A 22,711-nucleotide genomic window follows, 5' to 3' on the forward strand; every position below is an offset into this window, starting at 1 on the left:
TCATATTTCAATCCAACTGGTCTGAACAGTTAAAATCTAAAATTAAATATTTAAACAAATATAATCAACAAATTAATAATAAATTTAAAATGATAAAAAGAAGTTGGCTTAATTTCTGCATCACTGGTCTGAACAGCTGTTTATCTTGAAGACCCGTCATGAGCGATAACCCGAACTATAGCCCTAAACTCTCCAATGAAGATCTCATCCCTGCGCAACAAAATTGGACTTGGTATAACATCTTTTCCTTTTGGATGTCCGATGTGCATAGTATGGGCGGCTATGTCGTTGCAGCAAGCTTATTTTCGCTCGGTCTTGCCAGTTGGCAAGTTTTACTAGCCTTACTCATTGGGATCGTGATTGTCCAAGTTGCGGCGAACTTGGTCGCAAAGCCCAGCCAAATTTCAGGGGTTCCCTATGCCGTCATCTCTCGCCAAGCCTTCGGGATTTATGGGGCCTATATCCCAGCCTTAATTCGTGGCTTAATTGCGGTTTCATGGTATGGCATTCAAACCTGGCTAGCATCCAATGCCTTGATGATGATTCTTCTTAAGTTCTATCCTGCCTTACACCCGCTTACACTGACGGAGTTTGCAGGTCTAAGTACGATTGGCTGGATCTGTTTTGGTTTTATCTGGGCGATACAAGCATTGGTTTTCTGGAAAGGCATGGACACCATCAAGGTGTTTATCGATTGGGCCGGTCCAATGGTCTATGTGGTCATGTTAGCACTGGCCTTATGGCTGGTGTGGAAATCAGGTTGGCATAATATTTCCTTTAATCTCAGTGATAAACACCTCAGCGTCAATCAGCAGATCATGCAAACCATTGTCGCCATTGCATTAGTGGTGTCTTATTTCTCAGGCCCATTACTCAACTTTGGGGATTTCTCCCGTTATGGCAAAAATATGCAACAGGTCAAAAAGGGGAACTTTTGGGGACTACCGTTTAACTTTATGTTCTTTGCCATCATTGTGGTGATGATTGTTTCAGGTACCTTTAGTGTTTTTGGAAAAATGGTGCATGATCCACTCGAAACGGTTGCCATGATCGATAACGGATTTGTGGTGGTGCTCGGTTTATTGACGGTGTTAACCGCGACCATTGGCATTAATATTGTGGCGAATTTCGTATCGGCAGGTTTTGATTTTTCTAATCTCGCGCCTCGTTTTCTTAATTTTCGCAGAGCAGGCATGATTGCAGCGATCGGTTCCATCTTTATCACCCCATGGAATTTATTTAATTCCCCAGAACTGATTCACTATACCCTTGATACTTTAGCGGCTTTTATCGGTCCACTGTTTGGTATTTTACTTGCTGACTTTTATCTGATTAACAAACAGAAAGTGCGGGTCGATGACTTATTTAGCGATCAACCCACAGCAGCCTATTACTATCAAAAAGGCATCAATAAAAAAGCCGTGATGAGCTTAGTGGCAGCAGTCAGTATCGGCCTGCTGTTGGTTCTTATTCCGAGTTTTCAGTTCTTGGCGCCCTTCAACTGGTTTATTGGCGTTATGCTTGGCAGCAGTTTTTACTATCGCCTCTCTCGGGAAAGTGTCGTTATAAAAGCAAAGCGTATCCGTCATCAGCAAAGCTTAAATCTTCCTCAAAACCATCAATGACTGCATTGATGGTAGTTGTTCTCTAATGCTGAATGATCTGAATTTTTGGAAACTGAAAACCTCGGCAAGACTGCTCTGCCCGCCATGCAATGGTGACCACGATTTTCTGGTTCAGGATAAAGTTCTGGTAAGCAAAAGTGCCAATCAATGGATGCGAACACATGCCACCATGATTGGATGGATGCACTTGGGTATTTAAACTATTCAGGTCCAAACGAATACCAAGACCTGATGCTTTTAATACCGCCTCTTTAGTGGTCCAAACCCGTAACCAATATTCAGGATCTTGATCTTGCAGCAGCCAAGTTTGGTATTCCTCGGCATGAAATGCATGTTGGGCCAAGGCATCAAAGCGCACTTTCCGATCGAGTTCTTCGACATCAATCCCAAGATCTTTGACCTGTGCACTCATCGCCAAGGCATAAAATTGCTGGCTATGGGTATGGTTAAAATGCAGTACATGCGAACTTAAAAAGGGCTTACCATGTTTATGTTTAGAAAAGCTGAGTGCTGCAACTTCACTTTGCAGCCGCTCTGCCAACAGATGATTACGATAGTCCCTGATCTGCTGTTTTTTATAATGATTAAAGCTACTTAAATCAGCAAAATCGGTTTTAGGCTTTTCAAGCAGTTGCGCCAATGCCTGAACATGGATTTCAATTTCACGTAGCGTCATTGGCTTAACCTGATCAAATCACTTAGAACTTCACAATATCGCCTTTCAGCGCAACGCTGGCCACAGCCATGCCTTTATAGCATTGATAAGTGGTCGAATTTTGTGATTCATTCTTTTTAAAATAACTCACGATATTGGTCACTGCATTGGCACCACGTGCTTTTGCTGCTTTGTCTAACTGGATTAATGCCGAACGAAGCACCCAATCACATGACTTTTCAGCTGACTTCCCAAAACCATTGGTTTTCTGATTGGTGACGATATCTTGTTCTAATACTTTTCCACCTGATTTGGTACCTTTAAGATAAAACTTTACTGTTCCATCGAGGGTTCCATCAGCAACTGCACGGTCTACCGCCGCTTTAAAATCCAGATTATGCACGGTATCCGCAGCTTGCACAGATGCAGCAAAACCAGTCGTTAATACAGTTGCTAAGAATAATTGTTTGATTGACATTATTATGCCCCTTGCTTGTTATGTTGTTCGTTTAAAAATCAGTGAGGTATTAATCCCTCCAAAAGCGAAGTTATTGCTCATCATGATATTGATCGCACTCGCCCTCACTTGCTGGGTAATATAATCTAAATCACCACATTGTGGATCAATTTCATCCAGATTCAAGGTTGGAATCAATTGTCCACGCTGCATCATTTCAATGCCTAACCAAGCTTCGATTGCCCCACACGCCCCCAAGGTATGCCCGAAATAACTCTTTAATGAGCTAATCGGTTTACGCCCTAAAATCCTTGCCGTAGCTTGGCTTTCAGCAATATCACCTTGATCGGTTGAAGTGCCATGCGCATTGACATAGTCAATCTGACTGGCATCCAGTTGGGCATCTTTCAATGCCATTTGCATGCATTGCCCCATCCGCTCACTATCGGGCTTAGTCACATGCTGCCCATCGGTATTGCTTGCATAGCCAATGATCTCGGCATAAATGGTAGCGCCACGCTGCTTGGCATGTTCATATTCTTCAAGAATCAAACAACCAGCGCCCTCGCCAATCACCAAGCCATCTCGTCGTGTATCAAACGGTCGTGGTGATTTTTCAGGATGATCATTCATCCCACTGGTCGCCAATAAAACATCAAAAACGGCAGCACCTGCGGCACTCAGCTCTTCCGCACCGCCTGCAAGCATAAGCGTTTGTTTACCGTATTTAATCGCTTCATAGGCCTGACCAATCGCCATTGAACCTGAGGTGCATGCACTCGAGGTTGGCAAGGTAAGCCCTTTCAGACCGAAATAAACGGTCATATTCACAGCACTGGTGTGTGACATCATACGGATATAAGTGGTGGCATTGATCTTACTCATGTCTTGATCAATCAGCATATTGCCAAACTCGCGCACCGCATCCACACTGCCAGCAGATGAGCCAAAGGCCACGCCGGCTTCACCGCTATTTAATATCTCATGACCGATTAAGCCCGCATCTTGCAAGGCATTCTCAGCACTGATAACTGACATTAACGCGACACGCCCCATGCCTCGTGTCACTTTGCGATTAAAATGCTTGGCGACTTGAAAATCTGTCACTGGACCTGCAAGCTTGGTTCTTAAATCTGGATATTGCTCCCACTCGGACATATAGCAAATGCCACTCTTACCCGCATGGAATTGTGCAAAGATGTCATCCGCACTTTCACCTAGCGAGGTAATCCCTGCCATGCCAGTAACTACAACACGCTTCATCAAATCAGCCCTCCATTAACCGAAATTACCTGACGGGTAATATAAGAGGCTTCATCTGAACAGAGAAATTTCACTACACCTGCCACTTCATCCACCTGCCCCATGCGCTGCATTGGGATCATTTTTAATGCATGTTCTTTGACTTCATCGGTGACCATTTCTGTTTCAATCAAACCAGGCGCCACACAGTTCACCGTAATTTTTCGCTTGGCCAATTCCAAAGCCAATGCCTTGGTTGCCCCAATCAAGCCGGCTTTGGCTGCACTGTAATTCACCTGTCCACGATTGCCCATAATGCCCGAGACCGAAGAAAGCGTCACGATTCGCCCACCTTTGCGTAAATGGATCATCGGCATAATCAAGGGTTTAAGCACATTATAGAAACCGTCTAAAGAGGTCGAAATGACCTCATCCCAGTCCTGATCAGTCAATGCAGGGAAAGCACCGTCATGGGTGAGACCAGCATTCAGTACCACGCCATAGAAAGCGCCATGCTGTTCAACATCTTGCTCTAATAAACTTTTGACATGCTCACGTTCATTCACATCAAATAATAAATAATGGCTATTTTGCCCAAGCTTTTGAATCTGCTCAACCACCTGAGCTGCCTCAACCTCACGTGAACGGGCGTGAATGGTCACGTCAAAACCCACCTGAGCCAATTGCAATGCGATTGCTTTACCAATGCCACGGCTTGAACCCGTGACCAATATTCTTCTATTCATTGTTGTTCCTAAAACTATAATGCCAATGTCGATTGATCAGTCGGTTCATAAACACTGAGTAAGGCACTGATCACCTGCTCAGCCCCTTCAATCTCGCAAGAAAACTGCCCCAAACCTTCATGCAAATATTGCTGCTCGACCCGAATCCTCAAGGTCTGTCCAAGCGCAAAATACGCAAAGGGTAAATGTAGCTTGCGTGTTCCCAACAAAAACCCCAGTTTCGGTGCTTGCTGTAATTGTTGTCCCATCCAACCTGAATAGGCACTAATGGTTTGCGCCATAATTTCAATACTTGTCCACGTCGGTAAACCCGCCGCTTCACAGAACATTAATTCAGGCCGAATGGTCAATTCAGCAATCGCATAACCCTCATTGGCCTCAACCAAATGATCAATAAAGACCATAGGCTGTTGATGTGGAATATATTCAATCGCATCTAATTTCATTTAGTGCTGTACCCCAAATAACAAACTGATATTGCTGCCACCAAAGGCAAAAGAATTACTCAATACATAGCGAATGTTCTCGGTCTGCCGAGCATCTGTGACATAGTTTTGATCCGCAAGCTCAGGATCAAGCTCAACCTGTTGATGCAAAGGCAAGCCGTTTTGATCTTTTAATAGTTGGGTACAGATAAACGCTTCTATCGCACCCGCCGCTCCCAAACAATGTCCAGTTTTATGCTTGGTACTACTTAAGGGCACATTCAAGCCTTGAAAGACTTGTCGAACAGCTTTGATTTCCATCGCATCATTTTGCGGTGTGGCAGTTCCATGCAAATTGATATACCCCACCTCTTGCGCTGTTATCGCCGCACTGTCCAAGGCGCGCTGCATCGCGGTCGCTGCACCTAGACCTTCAGGATGCGGCGCAGAAATATGCCATGCATCCATCGATTCACCCACACCATATAACATGATCGGTGCGGAGGCTTTGGTCAGTAAAAATAAAGCCGCGGCTTCGCCAATATTAATGCCATCACGATTGACACCGCAGGGTTGGCAAATATCTGTAGATAAACTTTCCAAACTGTTAAAACCATTTAAGGTCAGTTGGCATAAGGTATCCACCCCACCGACCAATACGGCATCAGCTAAATCTGCCTGAATTAAACGTTGTCCTGCGGCAAAGGCCTTGGCGCTGGAAGAACAGGCCGTCGAAATGGTATAAGCCGCCCCTTGCCAGCCGAGATAAATTTGTAAAGCGTTGGCTAGGCAGCCCATTTCTTGCGGTTGATGCATAATTTCAATGGCAGCATTCCCATCAAAATACTGTTTCAATAACAGCTCACTGTCGGATATTCCCGAAGTCGAAGTCCCCATTACAATACTGAGACGTTTTGAATCAATGCTGGCAATTTGCTGTTGAAGTTCAGTCTCAATTTTTTGCAGAGCGGTCAAAGCAAAGCGCAGATTACGCGAGTCAAATCGACTTAGCGATTCAGGCACAGTCTCAATCAATGCCTCTGCATAGCGTCCAACCCAAACAGCGCGATCGGCTAAAAATCCTGCTTCCAGTGTCAGGGTATTGTCAGGAGTCGTTAGACCTTCACGAATGTGCTGAATATCCTGACCTAATGCAGAAAGCCCAACACTTAGGGGAATACCGACTGCTTGTAACTGAGATAAAGATTGACTCATGGTTGCACTCCTTGCGCAGATTGATCGCCATTCAAGGTATTTTCAATCGGGCTCAAAGTCATGCGGTACGGTACCTGCAGATTATCAAGCTCAATGCTATTGTCTTGAGTTTGAATTGCTAGTACAGCCTTTTCAGCAATAAAAACTTGCTGTTGCATTGCCGATTGTTGTACCCGAACAGACTGTTGTCCTAACTGAGCAAACTGAGGATAGGTTGCGAATAACAGATCTCGAACCACAAACTCAAAAGGCAGTAGGCGCATCTGATCAATGCGTTGCTGTACCTTGACCTGCTGCCCATCAAACTGTAATTGGAACAAAGGTTGACCTGTTAAACCCAAAGCAAGCAGACTGAGTTGCTGACCTTGCTGCTGTTGATACAGTAAGAAGCTAAAGCTTTTATCCTTCCACTGCACTTCAACTTGGTCTTGTCGTTGATATTGCTGTGCTGGCCAATGGCTGCTTTTCAGTCCCTGTGCATGAGGCGTCAGTTGACAGCCACTCAACAGCAACATGCTACAGCATAATATGTTGATCCAGATCCGTTGCATATTAAACCTCTAAGGCTTTCTCTTGCGCGACACCTTCACGGCAGTATTCGGCCAAGGTGCTTAAACGGCGTTTGGCATTTTTATGAATCGGATTTTGATCATCCCATGCATAACCGGCCAGTAATGATGAAACCATACGACGAATGTTGTCATTTTGATTGCTTGCGAATACCACATCCTGAAACTCGCCTTCGTACCAAGACTCGACATAAGCACGAAACACTTTAATCCCTTTACGCAGCGGCAATTCATACTCCTGCATCCAATCCACCTGTTCACCATGCAACACTCGATCAACTAAAGGAATTGCCAGACTGGCAGATTTTAATGCAATGGTCACACCCGATGAAAATACGGGGTCGAGAAACTCGCCTGCATTGCCGAGCAAGGCATAATTCCGACCGGCCAAATGCTTGACGTTTGCCGAGTAACCAACCAAGGTACGTACAGGCGTATCAAATTTCGCCTGTGCTAAGACCTCAGATAATGCAGGATCGTCGGCCAGAATCCGTTTCAATAACAAGTCAGGTTCATTCTGAGCAGCATCTTCAACCTGATAATGATCAAAGAAATCCTGCTCCGCCACCACACCAAAAGAAGCTCGACCATCGGCAAAAGGAATCAGCCAATACCAAGCACGACGGTCTTTTTCATGCACGGTAATTAAAATTTTGTCACGGTCAAAATCAGCACGATCGCCAATCCCATCTTCAATATGGGTAAACAAGGCACGACGTACTGGAAAATTGGAAGGGCTTTCTAAATCTAAAAACTTCGGTAAGATGCGACCAAAACCACTGGCATCCAATAAAAACTTGGCTTGAATCTGATAGTGCTGCTGTGCCTCATCTAGCACAGTTAAAACAGGGTGCTCTACCTCAACATCAATCGCAACAACTTCATGTCCAAAACGAATATCTGCGCCATATTGCTGCGCTTGTTGAGCCAGTAAATGATCAAAGTCAGCTCGGCGAACTTGCCAAGTGGTGCCAGGCCCCGCACTGAATTTTTCAGTGAAATCATAATGGCTACGTTTTTCACCACACAAAAATGCCGCGCCATTTTTAAACTGGAATGCACGGGATTGAACATGCTCACGCACGGTTTCTAATAAGCCCGCTTCTTCCAAAAACACCATGCACTGCGGTAATAAAGATTCACCAATTGAAAAGCGCGGAAAATATTGTTTTTCAATCACCGTGACCGCATAGCCTTTTTGACGAAGCAAGGCTGCGGCTGAACTGCCAGAAGGCCCAGCACCAATAATTACCACATCGGCTGTTTGTATCATCATTGCCCCTAAAAATTAGATTTATTAATGCTCTTCTAAATTCACCATATGGTGCTGATCAGCTGGTGTAAGCAAAGTTGCATAAACAAATGAAAAGATCACACCCAATAAAACGGTTAGACCGAAGCAATGAATCGCATAAGTATGACTCAATGATAAGAGTCCAAAGCCCAATAAGGTCGACATCATACACAAAAACAGCGCCATGCCAACCACCTGTGGATGGTCATGTCCATGCCGATAGAAAATCGCATAATCCACACCAATCCCAATGATCAAGAAGGTTCCCATAATACTGAATAAGTTAATTTCCACACCCAACCATGCCTGTACCGCAAAGGTACTGATCAGCGCCAAAGTCACAGGCAAAACCAGCGGCATAATCGAATGCCTGCCGTAGACCAAGCCCAAACCCAGCGCCAATCCCAATAAGGCATAGATCAATAAATGCTGCGCTTGCTGACGATGCTGTGCAAACGCACCAGACAGTGTACTAACAGGTTGTTGGAAATCAATCTGTGCGGATTCCAATTGCTGTAATCGCTGCGCCTGCTTCACCCCACGGACCATAACCAGACGCTCGGTAGAACTGAGCTGTAAAAATGCCAAGGGATGCTGTTGAAACACCTGTTCTGTGAGTAAAGGTTGCTGCTGCAATTGTTGTTGCCATTGCAGTAGATTTGCAAAATTTAAACCTATGCTTTCCGCATACTGTTTCAGTGCGGTTGCAGGAATCTGCTGCAGTAGCTGCACATTTTGTTGTTGCTGGGCCAAAGGCGGAATCCATTGTCCCAAAGCTTGAAAACCGTCAATCTGCCCCTGAGTTTGCAATTGCTGCAATTGATTAATCAATTGTGCTTCCTGCTGCTCAAGCTCAGCACTGGAGTGTGCACGCACAACAAAATAATCACTGCTTTGCTGCTGGGCAAACAAGGAACGAATATATTGATCTTCCTGTTTCAGCTTGGCATCCATACTTTGCAAGTTTCGAATATCATCATTGGATTGCAAAGCAAATAGGCTGCCTCCTCCAATCAGCAAGATACCCAAAATAAAGCCATAGCGTAGTTTTTGATGTTGCTGAAACCATTGTCTGGCCATTCCAATCCAAGCTAAGCGTCGAATTGCAGCTTGTGCATTCAGCGGAGCTAAGCGCGGTAGAAGCAATACACTGGTAATCCAAGCAGCGACCAAACCGACGATTGAAAACACCGCAATTTGCCTAAAGGCTGGAAACGGCGTAAAGCTCAGAAAAATATAGGCCACAACCGTGGTCATTAAGCCCATAAATAAGCTCGGCAACAGCGGTCTAAGAATCCTAAATCCATCTAGTTTACGATGCTGCGATTGCATTGCCATAAAATAGAAAGAGAAATCGACACACACCCCAATCAGACTGGCACCAAAGACCAAGGTCATCAGATGGATTTCACCAAACACCAGATGCGTCACCGCAAATGCCAGTAAGCTCCCCGTCGACACCGCGATAAATTCAGTCATGAGTGGCCGGAATGAACGGAAGCCAAACCAGACCAACAGGATTAAGCCTAAGGTTGAACCGAGGCCAATGGTTGAGATTTCCTGTTTGGCCGACTGGGTTCCATAATTAGAAAATAAAATGGTCCCCGTCCAATGCGATTGAACCTGCAACTTGTTCAGCTCAGGCTGCAATTGTTCAATCCAAGCGCTGACCTGTTCCTGATAATCAATGTTATAAGGATTCTGTTTTAATTGCAGAACCAATAAGCGTGAGGTCTTTTGTTCATCATGAATGGTGGCAAAACCATCTTCCAGCTCGACATTGCTTGAAAGCTGATTGGCCACACTCAACATATAGCGTGGAAACAGCAATAAAGGGTCTTGCTGTAGTGAGGTCGCGGTAATCGGCATCCCGACACTCATTAACTGCATCAAGCTTTGTTCGGTCAGTGCCTCATAATCCTGCTGTTGCAAAAACTGTCGGTCTTGTTGATTCAGCAAGCCTGCCCGATGTTGATATAACTGCTTGGAAAACTGTGCTAAATCCAACTGTGGCCGAAGCGGTTGCCACAGGTCACTGTGTTCTAGCTTCTGTTGAAACAACTGGGTGGCCTGCACTAAGGCCTGTTGATCCTGACTTTCTAAAACAACAAAGACCTTTTCATTGAGCTGATCACTCATATATTGCTGTGTTTTAGCAAGCTCAGGATTTTGTTGCGTTTCAGGCAGCAAAGCAAAAATATTGGTCTGGATATGGATCTCTTTTTTGACCCATGCCACCGCCAGCGTAAGCCCAACCAGCGCTAAAATAATTAACCAGATGGCTATGAATTTATTTTGCCAATTGGAAAAGCGCATCTTCAGCAGCCGTTAGTTGATTCGGTTGAGCGGTTTGATTACGGAATAAAATCGTGGTGCTGTTATTGGCCTGTTCTTGAATCACGATCTTATTCACATACTGTTGTCCCTGCGCATCAATTCTCAGAAACAACTTTTTAAATAGCGCTGATTTAGGTGTCAACGAGATATTCCATCCTGTCGGGCTGTAATTGGCGGATAACACATTAAAATTCTTCGCCAAAGCTTTATCATCACCCGACATCAGTTGCAAAAACAAGGTCGCAACCGAACTATAAGGCGATTGGTCAATCTGGATCTGACTATAGGTTCGTTGTGTTTTCTGGATGAGTTTTTTTTGGGTTACGATCAAGTCTGCTTGCACAGGTCGTTTAATTTGCCAAAGCACGCCATTGTATTTGGCAAAGGTCAGTGTGCCATTGGAAACAAAAGTCTTGTTTAAACTCGCCAACTTCTTTTGCTGTTCAAAATCAGCGCGAATGAGTTCACTTTTAGCAAGCTGATTAAAAATTGTCGAGACCTGATCCGCATGTGCCGATACGGAAACACTCAAACTGAACAATACACTAACAACAAGGCTGCATAATAACCAGCAAGCACGCTGCTGCATCAATGCAACAAGGCGATTAAGATGCAGAAAACCAGAATTAACCATGCGGGTGCTCCTTAAACGCATCCCATGCATTTAAACAATCCAATAAAATTTGCGGTGACTGGAAACACATTTCTCGGGTCTCCATATTCACAGCCACTTGCGTGGTATAGCCTTTGGTTAAACGTCGTCCAGTGTCTGCATCAAGAATCAGATATTCAATTTTTAAACGGTTTTCCCATTCTTTTAAAATCGCACGAACTTTAATTTTCTGTTCAAACTCAATGCCCTGCACATAACGTACATGGCTTTCAATCACAGGCCATGCGTAGCCCGATGCTCTCATCTGGTTATAGTTATAATTAAACTGTTCCAATAACTTACAACGCGCAATTTCGAAATACTTTAAATAATGCCCATGCCAGACCACATTCATGGTATCGACATCATGAAACGGAATTTCAATGATTACATCTACCTGCATCTGTCGCTCCTAGACCTGTTGCTGGAATTGATTAAACAATTCAAAGTTGTCGAAACGATCAATAATCTGTTGTAGTTCAGTTTGTAAAGGACGATCTTCTTGCAGTAGTGCAAAACTTTCTAAGGTCCACTCAACAAAGGCCTTTAAAGGCGGGCTTAATTGAGATTCAACACCTTTCAAATGTACAGCCTGCACACTGGCACAGCATAAGGCCGCCAAAACCTGCTGCGTCAAGGTAATGACCCGAGTCGCATCTCGGGCGGCAATGGTCCCCATACTGACTTTATCTTGGTTATGGCATTCGGTCGAACGTGAGAAAATAGACGCGGCCAAAGTATGCTTCAAGGCTTCTGCCGTCCAAGCCGAAACCCCAATTTGAACTGCTTTAAAACCATGATTCAAAGGCAGACGCTCTGCACTGGCACCCGTTAAATTACGTGATAAACCATGATTCATTTTATGGTCGACCAACTGTGCAATTTGTCGATCCATCAAATCGGCAATATTGGCAATCATAATCTTCAAACTGTCCATGGCTTGCGCAATATGCCCCCCATAGAAATGACCACCATGCAGCACCCTTAAATTCACGGGATCGATCAATGGATTATCATTGCTGGAATTTAATTCATTTTCGATAAATTGACGCAACCATGTTTTTGAATCTTCAAACACACCAATAATATGCGGCGCACAGCGTAAAGAATAACGATCCTGTAAACGTGGACTTTGGTGTGCTGTCTGCACTTCACTGTTTAGCCATTCACGTAATTGCTGGGCAATATGTTGCTGACCTTGATGCGGTTTTTGGGCAAATAAGACTTCATCAAAATGACTTGGATTACCTTCTAAGGCCAAGACATTTAAAGCGGTGATCAAGGTACTGGCTAATGCCACCTGCTCTGCTTTTTTATAGTTTAAGCAGGCAATCGCCGTCATCACCGCGGTACCATTCATCAGTGCCAAGCCTTCTTTCGGGCGTAACACCAAGGCGTCCAAGCCTTGCTCTGCATAGACTTGTGCAATCGGCACAATTTTGCCTTGCGTATAGACATCACGCTCCCCCACCAAAGCACCTGCAATGTAGGACAGAGGCGTCAGATCACCGCTTGCCCCGACAGAGCCTTCCGATGGAATCACTGGAATAATGTTTTCATTCAGCATCCAGACCAGACGCTCTAGCAAGGCCAAAGACACCCCCGAATAACCTCGTGCAAGTGAGCAAAGACGAGTTACCACCACCGCACGGGCACTGATCAAATCCAGATTTTCACCGAGACCACAGCCATGAAAACGTGACAGATGCAAAGGCAGTTCATTGACCTGATGCATCGGAATTTCAACCAGACATGAATCCCCATAGCCTGTGGTAACACCGTAGATCACGCCTTCATCCAGCAACAGCTGATCCAGAAAATCTGCACCGCGCTGAATCAACTCACGCCAAGCTGTTGCTGTCGGTAAAGCCACTTGACGCTGTTGTCGAGCAACCGCCACCACATCTTCAATACTGAGTGGCTGTTCCCCAACAATCAGGACGGGCTTGAGCATTGCTTCACTTTGACTTGCATTCACGTTATTTTGTCCAAAACTGATAAAAATTAAACCATTGATACGGTGCTCGTAAGCAATGCTGTTCCAATACGGCGACATAGGATTGGGTAATCTGTTGCATGCTGCTTAATCTGGTTTTGCGCGGTAAATCCACTTGCGTGGCAATCGCATGAATATGTACCTGAAACTTCTGCTGGGCACGATAACAAAAGACCGCCAGCACAGGAACTTTCAATAAATTGGCCAAAATCCATGCCCCTTGTGGCAACGCAGCCTCATGTCCCAAAAACTGGATGCTTTGTACTCGATCCGACAGCACAGGAATTCGATCCGCAGCCACGATCACCCACTCCCCATGCTCCATTTTTTCCTGTAACAGCATGGCAGTTTCAATGCCGAGTTCATCCACTGCAATTAAATTGACATCAGCCTTATCATTAATTTTTTTTAAAAACTGATTAAATTGTGAGGCATGCTTTTGATAGACCAGTACATTAATTTTTTGTGGGTGCTCTGACTTTAGCGCCCGTAGTAGCTCAATATTGCCAAAGTGCGACACCACAATAATCGCACCTTTTTGGTAATATTGCTGGAAGTGCTCATGCCCAAACAATTGCAGTTTTTGCTCGGGAATATGCCCCAACCATCCCTCAATCTTATCTAGAATACACTCACCAAACTGCATGAAATGCGTATAGCTATTGATCCAGTTCGGCATTGTTGCAAACGGTGACTGAGACCCTGCGAATTGATGCAAACGCTGTAAATATTGTAAAGAAGCCTGTCGAGCAGTCACTGCAAACAGCCAATACCACATGATAATAAAATACAGTACCACACGGCATAGCCAACGCCCACCACAGCGATAAAATCCAAGCATCAGCATCAGTGGCAACAGTCCGCCTCGTTCCTTAATCTGATGCCATGTATCCTGTGAAGTCTGTGCTGTCTTCATCAGTCCGCCTTAAACTTATGCCAAATCAACTTTGGAAAGCGCAGTAACATCCCTGCGAATAATCGGGCATGTGCCTGACTTAAACCTAAATTGTCACGCCACACATTAAAATGTGACACACCATGTTCAGGATAAATGACTCGTGTAGGCACATTCACAAAAGGGGTATTCTCCCATTTTAAGCGGACCAAGATTTCACTATCAAAACCCATTCGAGGTTGGAATTGAGCAGCATTGAGTACGGCTATGGTTTTTGCCAAGGGATAGATTCGGAAACCGCACATACTGTCTTTAATTTCGAAAGACAAACTATTTAACCACACCCAAAAATGCGTGACATAACGTCCATACAGGCGTTTTTTTGGCACCGAGTCATCAAAGATTGGCTGACCAATCACCATTGCTTGAGGATGTTGCTGCGACTGTTCAATAAATTTCGGCACATCTTCCCAACAATGCTGACCATCTGCATCTAATTGCAGCGCATGCGTCATCCCGCACTGAGCAGCATGTCGCAACCCAGTCATGACCGCTTGCCCCTTGCCTTGGTTGGTTTGATGTTCCACTAAATCAACCAATGGATGCTGTCGTGCCAGTTGATGCAGAATCGCCGTACATTCAGCATCACTGCCATCATTGACGAGGATAATCGGACATTGAAATTGTTCCAGATACTCAACAAGATCAGCCAGATAGTGCGGATGATTATACACAGGAATAACAATGCCATAGTTCAACATCAGCGGACTCCTAGGTCTGCTCAAGCGCAAACAAAAAACGCCCTGAAGCCAAGACCTGTTGCTCTGAGGTAATTTCAAAGCTGATTTTATGTAATTTACGACTTAATTTTAATTGCACCACCGCATAAGGACGAATCAGGTTTTGAAACTTTAATTGCTCGAAACCCTGACACCACTGCAAATCAGACCAACTATTCTTGGCAAACTGCTGAATAAAGCCAATCTGTCCCACACCCGGATAAATCGGTTGGGTTGGAAAATGCCCCTTAAAACATTCCAGTTCAGCAGGAAACTCAAGGCTGAAATATTGCTCATCCTGTTGTTGCCATTGCGCTAATACGACAGGCTGTAACATCGGGCTAAATAATGCTTTTAAATAATTTTTATCGCGTTTTGACTGGGCATTTTGTGGAATCTGGCTCAAAAAACGCCACTGTCGCGGAATGGCAATGCTTTCCAGCTGATACTGTAACAGCTGCTTCAACTGTTTGACAAAAGCGGCTTTACCTATCTTCACTAATTGCTGTTGAGCCTCAGCATTGAGCACCACAATCGCTGCCAGAATTTGCCGATGCTGATGTTCAAGTAAGAGTGTATGGCTTTGTTCTACTTCTACCAACGTATTCAGACTGTGCTCAATCGCATCCAGACTCAAGCGCTTTTCTTCCAACTTGATAATGCGGTCCAAGCGACCTAAAAGTTTGAATTGCTTATTGTTGATATTGATCCACTCAGCAGCATCGCCTGTGATAATCCAGCCAGACTCGCCCGCATGGTTACTTCGCACCATGAGTTGGGTGCTTACAGCAATCTGAATCTCAACATTATTAAAAGCTGTCCATGCCGCATCATCATATTGACGATGTGCAATGCCTCCGGTTTCTGAGCTCCCGAGCACTTCAACAATCGGAACATTCAAATGTGGTCGGACACCTGCATCTAATTTCCCCCCCGAACTGAACACCAGCTCACACTGCTGCAAGACCAAATCCTGCGTCCAACGTTTCAATAAAGCTGGACTGGAAATCAAGTAGTTGCTCCACCCCTGTTGGGCTAAACGCTGTTGAGCTTGGATGACATCTTCAGGAAACGCCAATTGCGGAATAAAAAAATGACGTCCTGTTGCCAACGGTAAAAGCAGTTTGAACAGTAATCCATAAATATGCTGGTGACTGACTGTCGCAATAGCAACGCTTTTCTGGTTGAACTGAAAACTACTGGCTAAGCCAACCACTTCATTCAGTAGTTGCTTCAAAGTACGTTCAATCTTTTTCGGTTCGCCAGTTGAACCCGAGGTAAAGAACATGATCTCAGCCTGATTTAAGAAATCATCCTGTTGGATACGAATCAGTTGCGAAAAGCTTTCTTCTACCTTCTCTGTCGCAGGAACAGGCTGACGGCTCAGAAAGTAAATCTGTTGCTGAGCCAATTGTTGTTCTAAATCTCGAACACGGTTGGGGGGTAAAATGATTTTTTTATTGGCCAATACGCCTGCAAAAAATAACAGCAAAAACTGGTAACTATCTTGTTCCCACAATGCCCAAGTCTCTTGGCCCAATCCCCTGATTGCAGCGGCTTGTTCAGCGACATCTTGCCAAAAATCAGCATAAGAAATTGTTTTTAATTCAGAGCTAATACACAACGCATTTGCTGAATCAGCATCATTATAAAAAGAAATAGGCATAATATTTTAAGATATCGTTTGATTTAAACGTTGATGTCTTTTTCGCAAGATGTACTCACCGAGGAATAATATTCCCATCAATAGGTAAGACACAAAGCCATTATAAATGATCCAATACGTCATGGGTGCAAATACTGTTGCCAGCGCAATCATGGCATTTATTGCAAAGAAAAAACACCAAACCACAGTAACTTTCCGTGTCCATACCACGCCAGAGGCTGGCAGATCTGGCTCAACCAGACGGGCAAAACGTTCAATCATGGATGGTGGTCGATACAGTGTCAGTGCAAAAATGATCAACGTGCCAAGACTCATCCCCACAGGATAAAGCTTGAGCCAAGCATGATCTTTTAAAATCAGGCTCAATCCACCACAAATAATGGCTAAACCAGTTAGCGGTAACAGCAAATCTTTTTTTGCGCTCAGCAAGCGACACATGCCCAAAACAATCAGTAAAACACTGACCCAGATGAACTGTCCATGCGACAGGCTCCATCCAACAATAAAGGGGTACAACACAAAAAATGTGATCAATCCCCCTCTAATGAGATGTCTCATTCAGCGGTCATATTCTGAATCACCGCAACAACATCTTGTACGGTTCTGACTGCTTTAAAATCTTCAGGCTTGACTTGCTTGCCAGTCAGTTCTTTAATTTTAACCACCAGATCAACAGCATCAATGCTGTCTACATCGAGATCTTCGTATAAATTGGAAGTAAGCTGGATATCATCAGGTTCAATTTCGAATAAATCCTGCATCCATTCTCTTAACTTTGCCAGCACCTGTTCTTGAGTTAACATCGATCTACTCCTTAACCTGCTTGCTGCGCTTCAACCAAAGCCACTAAGCTTTGAACTGATTTGAAATGTTGTTTGGTTTCATCTGATTCTGCATTCAAATGAATGTTATAGCGTTTTTTCAATGCCAAGCCCAACTCGAGCGCATCAATTGAGTCTAAGCCCAAACCCTCACCAAAAAGTGGTGCTTCAGTTTCAATATCACTGATGCTAATATCCTCAAGCGCGAGAACATCAATAATCATTTGCTTTAATTCATCAGCAAGATTGCTCATTTTTCGATAACTCATTATTAAAAATTTGATAAAAACCCTGATTCAACTGACGCACCTGTTTCGGCGAAACTTCTGAATCTGCCAAGATATCTTGGACTTCAATCGCATCCAACACCTTAATCTCAATATGAAAAGGCTGTGCGGGCACATGATACCATTTTTCATTTTTGGTTAAGGTCGAGGGTGTACATCTAATCAAAACTGGACGTACTGGTACATTGGCACGAATCGCAATATTTGCAGCGCCGCGTTGAAATTCGTTCAAGCACTCGCCTTTTTCAGTTCGCGTGCCTTCAGGAAAAATCAGTAATGAAGCTGCGCCCTGCTGTTTTAATCGAAGCACACAGTCTTCAATAAACTGCTGCGAACCCGCATTTAAAATATAACCCGCACTACGTACTGGACCACGAGTAAACGGATTTGACCAAAGCGATTGCTTCACCACACAATTGGCCTGCTGCATCAATCCAATCATCACCACCACATCAATCAAGGTTGGATGATTGGCAATCACCAATTCTTGGCGGCTATGTTGCAGTTTTTCCAGTCCCTCTACTGAGTAGGTCATGACGCCAAGTTTGACCATCATTTCAGTAAAGCCCTTAAAGCTGTAATGAATGACTTGCTGTGCACGTTGCTGACGTACAACTGGATTGCGGCTGCTTAAATGAACCAAGGGTGCCACAACCGTTGCAATCCCAACTCCACCCGCACCAAAACTTGCAAAGCTAAAACCGGTTGCTGCAACACGCCAAGCATAATTGGCTTTTTGTTTAATCTGATTCAGCTTTAACATTTTTTCCATCTCAACACTGATTGGCCTACTTCTGCAGCTTGCCAAAACTGGTAAAAAGCCAAGCTTTCTAATGATTCAGAACCACTAAGTTGTAGAACTTCCAAATTGGGATTTTCTAAACTCACGACGGTCGCCAAAGCAAATGCAGAGAATTCAGTCGCATCAACATAAACTCTGGGTAAAGCTTGATCATATGCCACCACCAATACGCGTTGTGCGGTAGCTGTTGATTTTAAAATCGCATAAGCCTCAATCAATGCTTCTGTCCATTCACAGCTTAAACTTGTCGAAGGCGTCGCATCCTGACATAGAATCGAATACAAGCCTGCAATTGCATTATGAACTGAGGTTGAAAATTGTGTTGGTGATGGTGTTTGTTGTTGTAATACGTCTTGGAGAATATCCAAGGTTTTTTGTTCGTCCCCATAGCGGGAGGCCCAAACAATATAATCCACACGCTGGCCATTTAAGCTTGTCAAAGCGCTGCTTAATGCCATTTTTGCCAATGCCGATAGACGTCGACGCTGCATGGCCGGAATAGCATCCAACGCAGTATAGTTTTGCTGTGCTTCAATCAACTGAGGCTGCGTTAGATGGAGTTTCAACATGCCATGCACAATCCGATGTGGTTTAAAAAATAATCAATTTGTGGAAATTTTGCGGTGGCATTATAGCACTGGTGAGAAATTTAACAAAAAATAATTTTTATTATATTTCAATGGCTTATATTATTTATTTTAAACAAAATCCAAACACAAGCTAAACTCGACAAAAACATGCATTGTTTAAATTAACTAATAAAATAATAGCATCAAAAAAGCCCAAAGCAAACTTTGGGCTTTTATCATCAAGACGAGCTTAACGTTTGAATTTCTTTTCCGCTTTCTTGAACTTCTGAACATAGCGACGTTTGCGTGCCGCTACACGCTCATCGACTTGAGATTTACGCCCTTCAAATGGGTTATCCGAAGTTTTGAAATCTACACGAACCGGCGTTCCTTCCAGTTTATAAACTTTACGGAACACGTTCTCAAGATAACGACGATAGTCCGCAGGCGTTTTATCCACCTTATTACCATGAATTACGATAGTCGGTGGATTTTGTCCACCCATATGCGCATAACGCATTTTGATTCGCTTACCCCCAATCATTGGCGGTTGATGCGCTTCAGTCGCATCATTCAAGATCTGAGTTAATTTCGCAGGAGAAACTTTTAAGTGTGATGAATCATAAGCACGATGGATAGTTGGGTACATTTCTCCGACACCCGTGCCATGTAAGGCTGAGATTAAATGCACTTTCGCCCAAGGGATAAAGTCAAAACGACGGTCTACATCCAACTTACATTGTTTGCGATCATACTCGGTCATGTTGTCCCATTTGTTGATCGCAATCACCATGGCACGACCAGCTTCGAGTGCATAGCCAATTAAGTGTAGATCTTGTTCAACCACACCTTCTCGAGCGTCCAGTACCACCACAATCACATGGGCATCTTTAATCGCTTGCAGTGTTTTTACGATTGAGAATTTCTCAATCATTTCCTCGACTTTACCTTTACGACGCACACCAGCGGTATCAATGAGGGTGTATTGACGTCCATCACGTTCAAACGGAATATAAATCGAGTCACGCGTAGTACCCGGTTGGTCAAATGCAACCACACGGTCTTCACCCAGCAGGCGATTGACTAGAGTCGATTTACCGACATTTGGACGACCAATAATGGCTAGACGTAAACCTGTTGCTTTGTCATGTTCTTCTGGATTTTCATCTTCTGGAACTTCAGCCAACACATCTTCAAGCATTTGCTGAACACCACGCCCGTGGCTTGCAGCAACTTGTAATGGCTCACCCATACCCAGTTTATAAAACTCAACCAGCGCAGCCTCAGCATGTACCCCATCAACTTTATTGGCGACTAGATATACTTTCTTACCGAGAGTACGTAGTTCACGGGCAATTTGTTCGTCTGATGCCAATAAGCCAGCACGTGCATCCACAACAAACACAATGATGTCTGCTTCATGGATGGCGGTTTTTGACTGCTCTGCCATGTATGAATCAATGCCGCCTTCATTCTCACCAATACCACCGGTATCGACAACAATGAACGACTTATTTTGAAAAACCGCATCGCCATATTTGCGGTCACGAGTTAAACCAGCGAAGTCAGCAACCAAAGCATCACGACTTTTGGTGATTTGGTTAAATAGCGTTGATTTTCCGACGTTTGGACGACCAATAAGCGCAATAACGGGTTTCATAAATTAACCTTAATTCAGACGAGCCATCGTTGATGACATCGTATCAGAAACAGTATGGAAGATTTTGGTGATCAAGTAATCACAATAAAAATTCGGGGTTTTGTTTAAACAAATACCCCGATCATTCTTTTATTAGCAATAGCTAATTGTGCATTTTACCACAAGCTAAGGCAAAATTAACGATTCTGCCAAATGGTTAATGCACCTTTTCGTGTCGCAACATAGAGCTGATTGTCAATCACGCGCAATGAGCGGACTTCACCGCTGGTTTTGGCACGACCAATCAACTTACCTAAAGCAGGATTGATTAGATGAAGCACGCCATCCAAATCACCCACGACCAGATTTTGTCCTAACATCACAGGATTACTGAGCTTACGATTCAACAATTCTTCATTTTGCCAAACCAACTCACCTGTCGCCAAGTTATATGCATTCAACTTGCCATCCGTCGTCGCAACGAAAACTTTATCATCCGCAACTTCAGCGCTATTGGTACTGCTCGCATCTTCACTCCACACCACACGTTGTGTTGCAAGATCGGTCACGGTGACTTGGCCTTGGAAACTGGTGGTTACCAGATATTGTCCTGATACCACAGGATCACCCACAACATCCACTAATCGCTGAATGTCAGAACGACCTTCACTGATTGCCACACGACGTTGGAAACGCGGTACACCACTGATGATATCCAAAGCATAAACATAGGCATTGGCAGAACCAATTAACACAGTACGCTCATCTAAACGCACAGGTGCTGGTTGACCACGCAAACTAAACTGAACATTCGGTAGCTTATATGCCCAAACCTGTTGGCCTGTCGCTGCATCATGCGCAAATACCGTACCATCATTGGCAATGGTAATCACACGACCCGACTGGATCAGTGATGGAGATAAAATGGCACCCGACAATTTCGCGGTCCACTTCTGCTCACCTGTGGCTTGGTCTAAAGCAAATAATTGGCCTTTGCGATTACCACTGACCACAATTCCCTCACCTGCTTCTACACCAGCAGTGAGTTCTTGTTTGGTAATTTTACTTTTCCAAAGACGCTGTTTACCTTTGTATGCAGAAACCTGACCGTCTGGGTCAATCGCAAAAATCACACCATTGTCTGTATCCAACTGCAAACGTAACGCTTCAGCAGCATCGGTAGACGAGACACTTTGTGAAAACACAAGGTTTAAATTTTGTTCTTGCGTGATTTTTGGCAATGGATTCGGTTTTGCTTCTTTTACTTTATTGCTTGAACAACCAACGAGTAAAGCTGAAGCAATTGCAATTGCCAAAGGTAGTTTTAGTTTATTCTGCATTAAGACTCATCCACTTTGGTATCTAAGATCGGGCGCTCAAACTCAGGATCATCTACTAAAACGCCAACACTTTCGAGTTTAATTTGTAAAAGCTGACGCTCTTGTTTACGTTCGAGCAGATTATCCCATGCACTTTGATACGCTTTTCGAGCAGACGCGTTGTCTTTTTTCGCAACAAAAATATCACCGCGAAGTTCATCAGCAGTCGCCTTAAATGCAGGATCAGTCACGCTAGATAAGGTTTTTAAAGCGTCATCGTATTTGCTTTGCGCCAATTGCGCATCAGCCAAACGTAATTTAACAATTTGCAGCAAACCCGCATCTTTAACTTTTGAAGTTTCAACTTTCTTCAAAGCTTTTTCCGCAGCCGCATAATCTTGCTTGTCATAGGCAAGTTTCGCCATGATAAATTGTGTTTGAATCGCCTGTGCAGAATCTGCATCATCTTTCACAATTTTATCTGCTGTTTCAGATAAGCTGGCAAAGGCATTTGGCTGACCTGATGCTGCTTTCGCCTCATCCATCAACTTCTGTACCTTCGCCGTTTGGTTCTGGGCTTCGGCAAGGTTTTTCTTTTGCCAGTATTCCCATCCGAAAAAGGCAATCAAGGCAATGAGAATTCCGCTAATCATTGCAGAACCATATTTTTTGGCAAACGACTTTAACTGGTCGAGTTGTTCATCATCACTTAAACTCATGT

24 protein-coding genes are annotated in these 22,711 nt (G+C 44.1%); 1 reads left to right on the top strand and 23 read right to left on the bottom strand.

The annotated features are described in order from the left end of the window. Window positions 1-158: 158 nt before the first annotated feature. Window positions 159-1,625 (top strand): NCS1 family nucleobase:cation symporter-1, encoded by a 1,467-nt coding sequence (locus F993_RS17060; RefSeq protein ID WP_004652492.1) that lies wholly within the window; start codon window positions 159-161, stop codon window positions 1,623-1,625. A 22-nt stretch (window positions 1,626-1,647) separates the two neighbouring features. Here the strand turns inward: F993_RS17060 and F993_RS17055 are convergent, their stop codons facing one another. The 23 genes from F993_RS17055 to F993_RS16945 all read right to left on the bottom strand — a co-directional run bounded on the left by F993_RS17055 (window position 1,648) and on the right by F993_RS16945 (window position 22,709). Further along, a complete protein-coding gene (locus F993_RS17055) occupies window positions 1,648-2,301 on the bottom strand; it encodes a 4'-phosphopantetheinyl transferase family protein (protein ID WP_004652494.1) in 654 nt (217 codons plus the stop codon). A 22-nt stretch (window positions 2,302-2,323) separates the two neighbouring features. After that, on the bottom strand, window positions 2,324-2,758 hold the full coding sequence (locus tag F993_RS17050; RefSeq protein WP_004652495.1) for a hypothetical protein: 435 nt from the start codon (window positions 2,756-2,758) through the stop codon (window positions 2,324-2,326). Window positions 2,759-2,776: 18 nt separating this feature from the next. Beyond that, window positions 2,777-4,000 (bottom strand): beta-ketoacyl-ACP synthase, encoded by a 1,224-nt coding sequence (locus F993_RS17045; RefSeq protein WP_004652496.1) that lies wholly within the window; start codon window positions 3,998-4,000, stop codon window positions 2,777-2,779. Beyond that, window positions 4,000-4,725 (bottom strand): 3-ketoacyl-ACP reductase FabG2, encoded by a 726-nt coding sequence (locus tag F993_RS17040; RefSeq protein ID WP_004652497.1) that lies wholly within the window; start codon window positions 4,723-4,725, stop codon window positions 4,000-4,002. Before F993_RS17040 ends, F993_RS17045 begins: the two co-directional genes overlap by 1 nt. Window positions 4,726-4,739: 14 nt before the next feature. Beyond that, entirely contained in the window at window positions 4,740-5,171 is a 432-nt protein-coding gene (locus F993_RS17035) for a hotdog family protein (protein ID WP_004652499.1), read from the bottom strand. Next, window positions 5,172-6,365 (bottom strand): beta-ketoacyl-[acyl-carrier-protein] synthase family protein, encoded by a 1,194-nt coding sequence (locus F993_RS17030; protein WP_004652500.1) that lies wholly within the window; start codon window positions 6,363-6,365, stop codon window positions 5,172-5,174. Then, window positions 6,362-6,916 (bottom strand): DUF3261 domain-containing protein, encoded by a 555-nt coding sequence (locus F993_RS17025; protein ID WP_004652501.1) that lies wholly within the window; start codon window positions 6,914-6,916, stop codon window positions 6,362-6,364. Before F993_RS17025 ends, F993_RS17030 begins: the two co-directional genes overlap by 4 nt. A gap of 1 nt (window position 6,917) precedes the next feature. Next, the gene (locus tag F993_RS17020) at window positions 6,918-8,207 is read right to left on the bottom strand and encodes an NAD(P)/FAD-dependent oxidoreductase (protein WP_004652502.1); all 1,290 of its coding nucleotides are present in this window, start codon (window positions 8,205-8,207) and stop codon (window positions 6,918-6,920) included. Between the two features lie 24 nt (window positions 8,208-8,231). Beyond that, entirely contained in the window at window positions 8,232-10,544 is a 2,313-nt protein-coding gene (locus tag F993_RS17015; RefSeq protein ID WP_004652503.1) for an MMPL family transporter, read from the bottom strand. Further along, window positions 10,519-11,199 carry a LolA family protein gene (locus tag F993_RS17010; protein WP_004652505.1) on the bottom strand — a complete coding sequence of 227 codons (681 nt, stop codon included), beginning with the start codon at window positions 11,197-11,199 and terminating at the stop codon, window positions 10,519-10,521. Before F993_RS17010 ends, F993_RS17015 begins: the two co-directional genes overlap by 26 nt. After that, window positions 11,192-11,620, bottom strand: coding sequence for an acyl-CoA thioesterase (locus F993_RS17005; RefSeq protein WP_004652506.1), 429 nt, complete (start codon window positions 11,618-11,620; stop codon window positions 11,192-11,194). The genes F993_RS17010 and F993_RS17005 overlap by 8 nt, the downstream gene beginning before the upstream one ends. Window positions 11,621-11,629: 9 nt before the next feature. Continuing rightward, window positions 11,630-13,171, bottom strand: a complete 1,542-nt coding sequence (locus F993_RS17000) for an HAL/PAL/TAL family ammonia-lyase (protein WP_032812357.1) — start codon at window positions 13,169-13,171, stop codon at window positions 11,630-11,632. A gap of 25 nt (window positions 13,172-13,196) precedes the next feature. Beyond that, window positions 13,197-14,129 carry an LpxL/LpxP family acyltransferase gene (locus F993_RS16995; protein ID WP_004652508.1) on the bottom strand — a complete coding sequence of 311 codons (933 nt, stop codon included), beginning with the start codon at window positions 14,127-14,129 and terminating at the stop codon, window positions 13,197-13,199. Beyond that, window positions 14,129-14,869: a glycosyltransferase family 2 protein gene (locus tag F993_RS16990; RefSeq protein WP_004652511.1), complete on the bottom strand. Its 741-nt coding sequence runs from the start codon at window positions 14,867-14,869 to the stop codon at window positions 14,129-14,131. The genes F993_RS16995 and F993_RS16990 overlap by 1 nt, the downstream gene beginning before the upstream one ends. 10 nt (window positions 14,870-14,879) lie before the next feature. Next, on the bottom strand, window positions 14,880-16,553 hold the full coding sequence (locus F993_RS16985; protein WP_004652512.1) for an ApeI family dehydratase: 1,674 nt from the start codon (window positions 16,551-16,553) through the stop codon (window positions 14,880-14,882). A 6-nt stretch (window positions 16,554-16,559) separates the two neighbouring features. After that, the gene (locus F993_RS16980) at window positions 16,560-17,111 is read right to left on the bottom strand and encodes a COG4648 family protein (protein WP_004652514.1); all 552 of its coding nucleotides are present in this window, start codon (window positions 17,109-17,111) and stop codon (window positions 16,560-16,562) included. After that, entirely contained in the window at window positions 17,108-17,356 is a 249-nt protein-coding gene (locus F993_RS16975; protein WP_004652515.1) for an acyl carrier protein, read from the bottom strand. The genes F993_RS16980 and F993_RS16975 overlap by 4 nt, the downstream gene beginning before the upstream one ends. Before the next feature lie 11 nt (window positions 17,357-17,367). After that, complete coding sequence (locus F993_RS16970) at window positions 17,368-17,628, bottom strand: phosphopantetheine-binding protein (RefSeq protein ID WP_004652517.1); 261 nt, start codon at window positions 17,626-17,628, stop codon at window positions 17,368-17,370. Further along, entirely contained in the window at window positions 17,612-18,433 is an 822-nt protein-coding gene (locus tag F993_RS16965; RefSeq protein ID WP_085942721.1) for a lysophospholipid acyltransferase family protein, read from the bottom strand. Before F993_RS16965 ends, F993_RS16970 begins: the two co-directional genes overlap by 17 nt. Continuing rightward, window positions 18,418-19,032, bottom strand: a complete 615-nt coding sequence (locus tag F993_RS16960; protein WP_004652519.1) for a beta-ketoacyl synthase chain length factor — start codon at window positions 19,030-19,032, stop codon at window positions 18,418-18,420. The genes F993_RS16965 and F993_RS16960 overlap by 16 nt, the downstream gene beginning before the upstream one ends. Before the next feature lie 250 nt (window positions 19,033-19,282). After that, window positions 19,283-20,692: a ribosome biogenesis GTPase Der gene (gene der / locus F993_RS16955; protein ID WP_004652520.1), complete on the bottom strand. Its 1,410-nt coding sequence runs from the start codon at window positions 20,690-20,692 to the stop codon at window positions 19,283-19,285. A 176-nt stretch (window positions 20,693-20,868) separates the two neighbouring features. Beyond that, a complete protein-coding gene (bamB, locus tag F993_RS16950; protein WP_004652521.1) occupies window positions 20,869-22,011 on the bottom strand; it encodes an outer membrane protein assembly factor BamB in 1,143 nt (380 codons plus the stop codon). Next, on the bottom strand, window positions 22,011-22,709 hold the full coding sequence (locus F993_RS16945) for a YfgM family protein (protein ID WP_004652523.1): 699 nt from the start codon (window positions 22,707-22,709) through the stop codon (window positions 22,011-22,013). The genes bamB and F993_RS16945 overlap by 1 nt, the downstream gene beginning before the upstream one ends. Window positions 22,710-22,711: the final 2 nt, after the last annotated feature.

It is taken from the genome of Acinetobacter proteolyticus (genome assembly GCF_000367945.1).
Lineage (GTDB): Bacteria > Pseudomonadota > Gammaproteobacteria > Pseudomonadales > Moraxellaceae > Acinetobacter > Acinetobacter proteolyticus.

Coding starts and splice junctions, on each gene's coding strand:
- F993_RS16945 (WP_004652523.1), bottom strand. CDS start 22,709: ATGAGTTTAAGTGATGATGAACAACTCGACCAGTTAAAGTCGTTTGCC.
- der (WP_004652520.1), bottom strand. CDS start 20,692: ATGAAACCCGTTATTGCGCTTATTGGTCGTCCAAACGTCGGAAAATCA.
- F993_RS17010 (WP_004652505.1), bottom strand. CDS start 11,199: ATGGTTAATTCTGGTTTTCTGCATCTTAATCGCCTTGTTGCATTGATG.
- F993_RS16990 (WP_004652511.1), bottom strand. CDS start 14,869: ATGTTGAACTATGGCATTGTTATTCCTGTGTATAATCATCCGCACTAT.
- F993_RS17055 (WP_004652494.1), bottom strand. CDS start 2,301: ATGACGCTACGTGAAATTGAAATCCATGTTCAGGCATTGGCGCAACTG.
- F993_RS16995 (WP_004652508.1), bottom strand. CDS start 14,129: ATGAAGACAGCACAGACTTCACAGGATACATGGCATCAGATTAAGGAA.
- F993_RS16980 (WP_004652514.1), bottom strand. CDS start 17,111: ATGAGACATCTCATTAGAGGGGGATTGATCACATTTTTTGTGTTGTAC.
- F993_RS17020 (WP_004652502.1), bottom strand. CDS start 8,207: ATGATACAAACAGCCGATGTGGTAATTATTGGTGCTGGGCCTTCTGGC.
- F993_RS17030 (WP_004652500.1), bottom strand. CDS start 6,365: ATGAGTCAATCTTTATCTCAGTTACAAGCAGTCGGTATTCCCCTAAGT.
- F993_RS17035 (WP_004652499.1), bottom strand. CDS start 5,171: ATGAAATTAGATGCGATTGAATATATTCCACATCAACAGCCTATGGTC.
- F993_RS16975 (WP_004652515.1), bottom strand. CDS start 17,356: ATGTTAACTCAAGAACAGGTGCTGGCAAAGTTAAGAGAATGGATGCAG.
- F993_RS17025 (WP_004652501.1), bottom strand. CDS start 6,916: ATGCAACGGATCTGGATCAACATATTATGCTGTAGCATGTTGCTGTTG.
- F993_RS17000 (WP_032812357.1), bottom strand. CDS start 13,171: ATGCTCAAGCCCGTCCTGATTGTTGGGGAACAGCCACTCAGTATTGAA.
- F993_RS17040 (WP_004652497.1), bottom strand. CDS start 4,725: ATGAATAGAAGAATATTGGTCACGGGTTCAAGCCGTGGCATTGGTAAA.
- bamB (WP_004652521.1), bottom strand. CDS start 22,011: ATGCAGAATAAACTAAAACTACCTTTGGCAATTGCAATTGCTTCAGCT.
- F993_RS16965 (WP_085942721.1), bottom strand. CDS start 18,433: ATGGAAAAAATGTTAAAGCTGAATCAGATTAAACAAAAAGCCAATTAT.
- F993_RS17060 (WP_004652492.1), top strand. CDS start 159: ATGAGCGATAACCCGAACTATAGCCCTAAACTCTCCAATGAAGATCTC.
- F993_RS17005 (WP_004652506.1), bottom strand. CDS start 11,620: ATGCAGGTAGATGTAATCATTGAAATTCCGTTTCATGATGTCGATACC.
- F993_RS17045 (WP_004652496.1), bottom strand. CDS start 4,000: ATGAAGCGTGTTGTAGTTACTGGCATGGCAGGGATTACCTCGCTAGGT.
- F993_RS17015 (WP_004652503.1), bottom strand. CDS start 10,544: ATGCGCTTTTCCAATTGGCAAAATAAATTCATAGCCATCTGGTTAATT.
- F993_RS16985 (WP_004652512.1), bottom strand. CDS start 16,553: ATGCCTATTTCTTTTTATAATGATGCTGATTCAGCAAATGCGTTGTGT.
- F993_RS16960 (WP_004652519.1), bottom strand. CDS start 19,032: ATGTTGAAACTCCATCTAACGCAGCCTCAGTTGATTGAAGCACAGCAA.
- F993_RS16970 (WP_004652517.1), bottom strand. CDS start 17,628: ATGAGCAATCTTGCTGATGAATTAAAGCAAATGATTATTGATGTTCTC.
- F993_RS17050 (WP_004652495.1), bottom strand. CDS start 2,758: ATGTCAATCAAACAATTATTCTTAGCAACTGTATTAACGACTGGTTTT.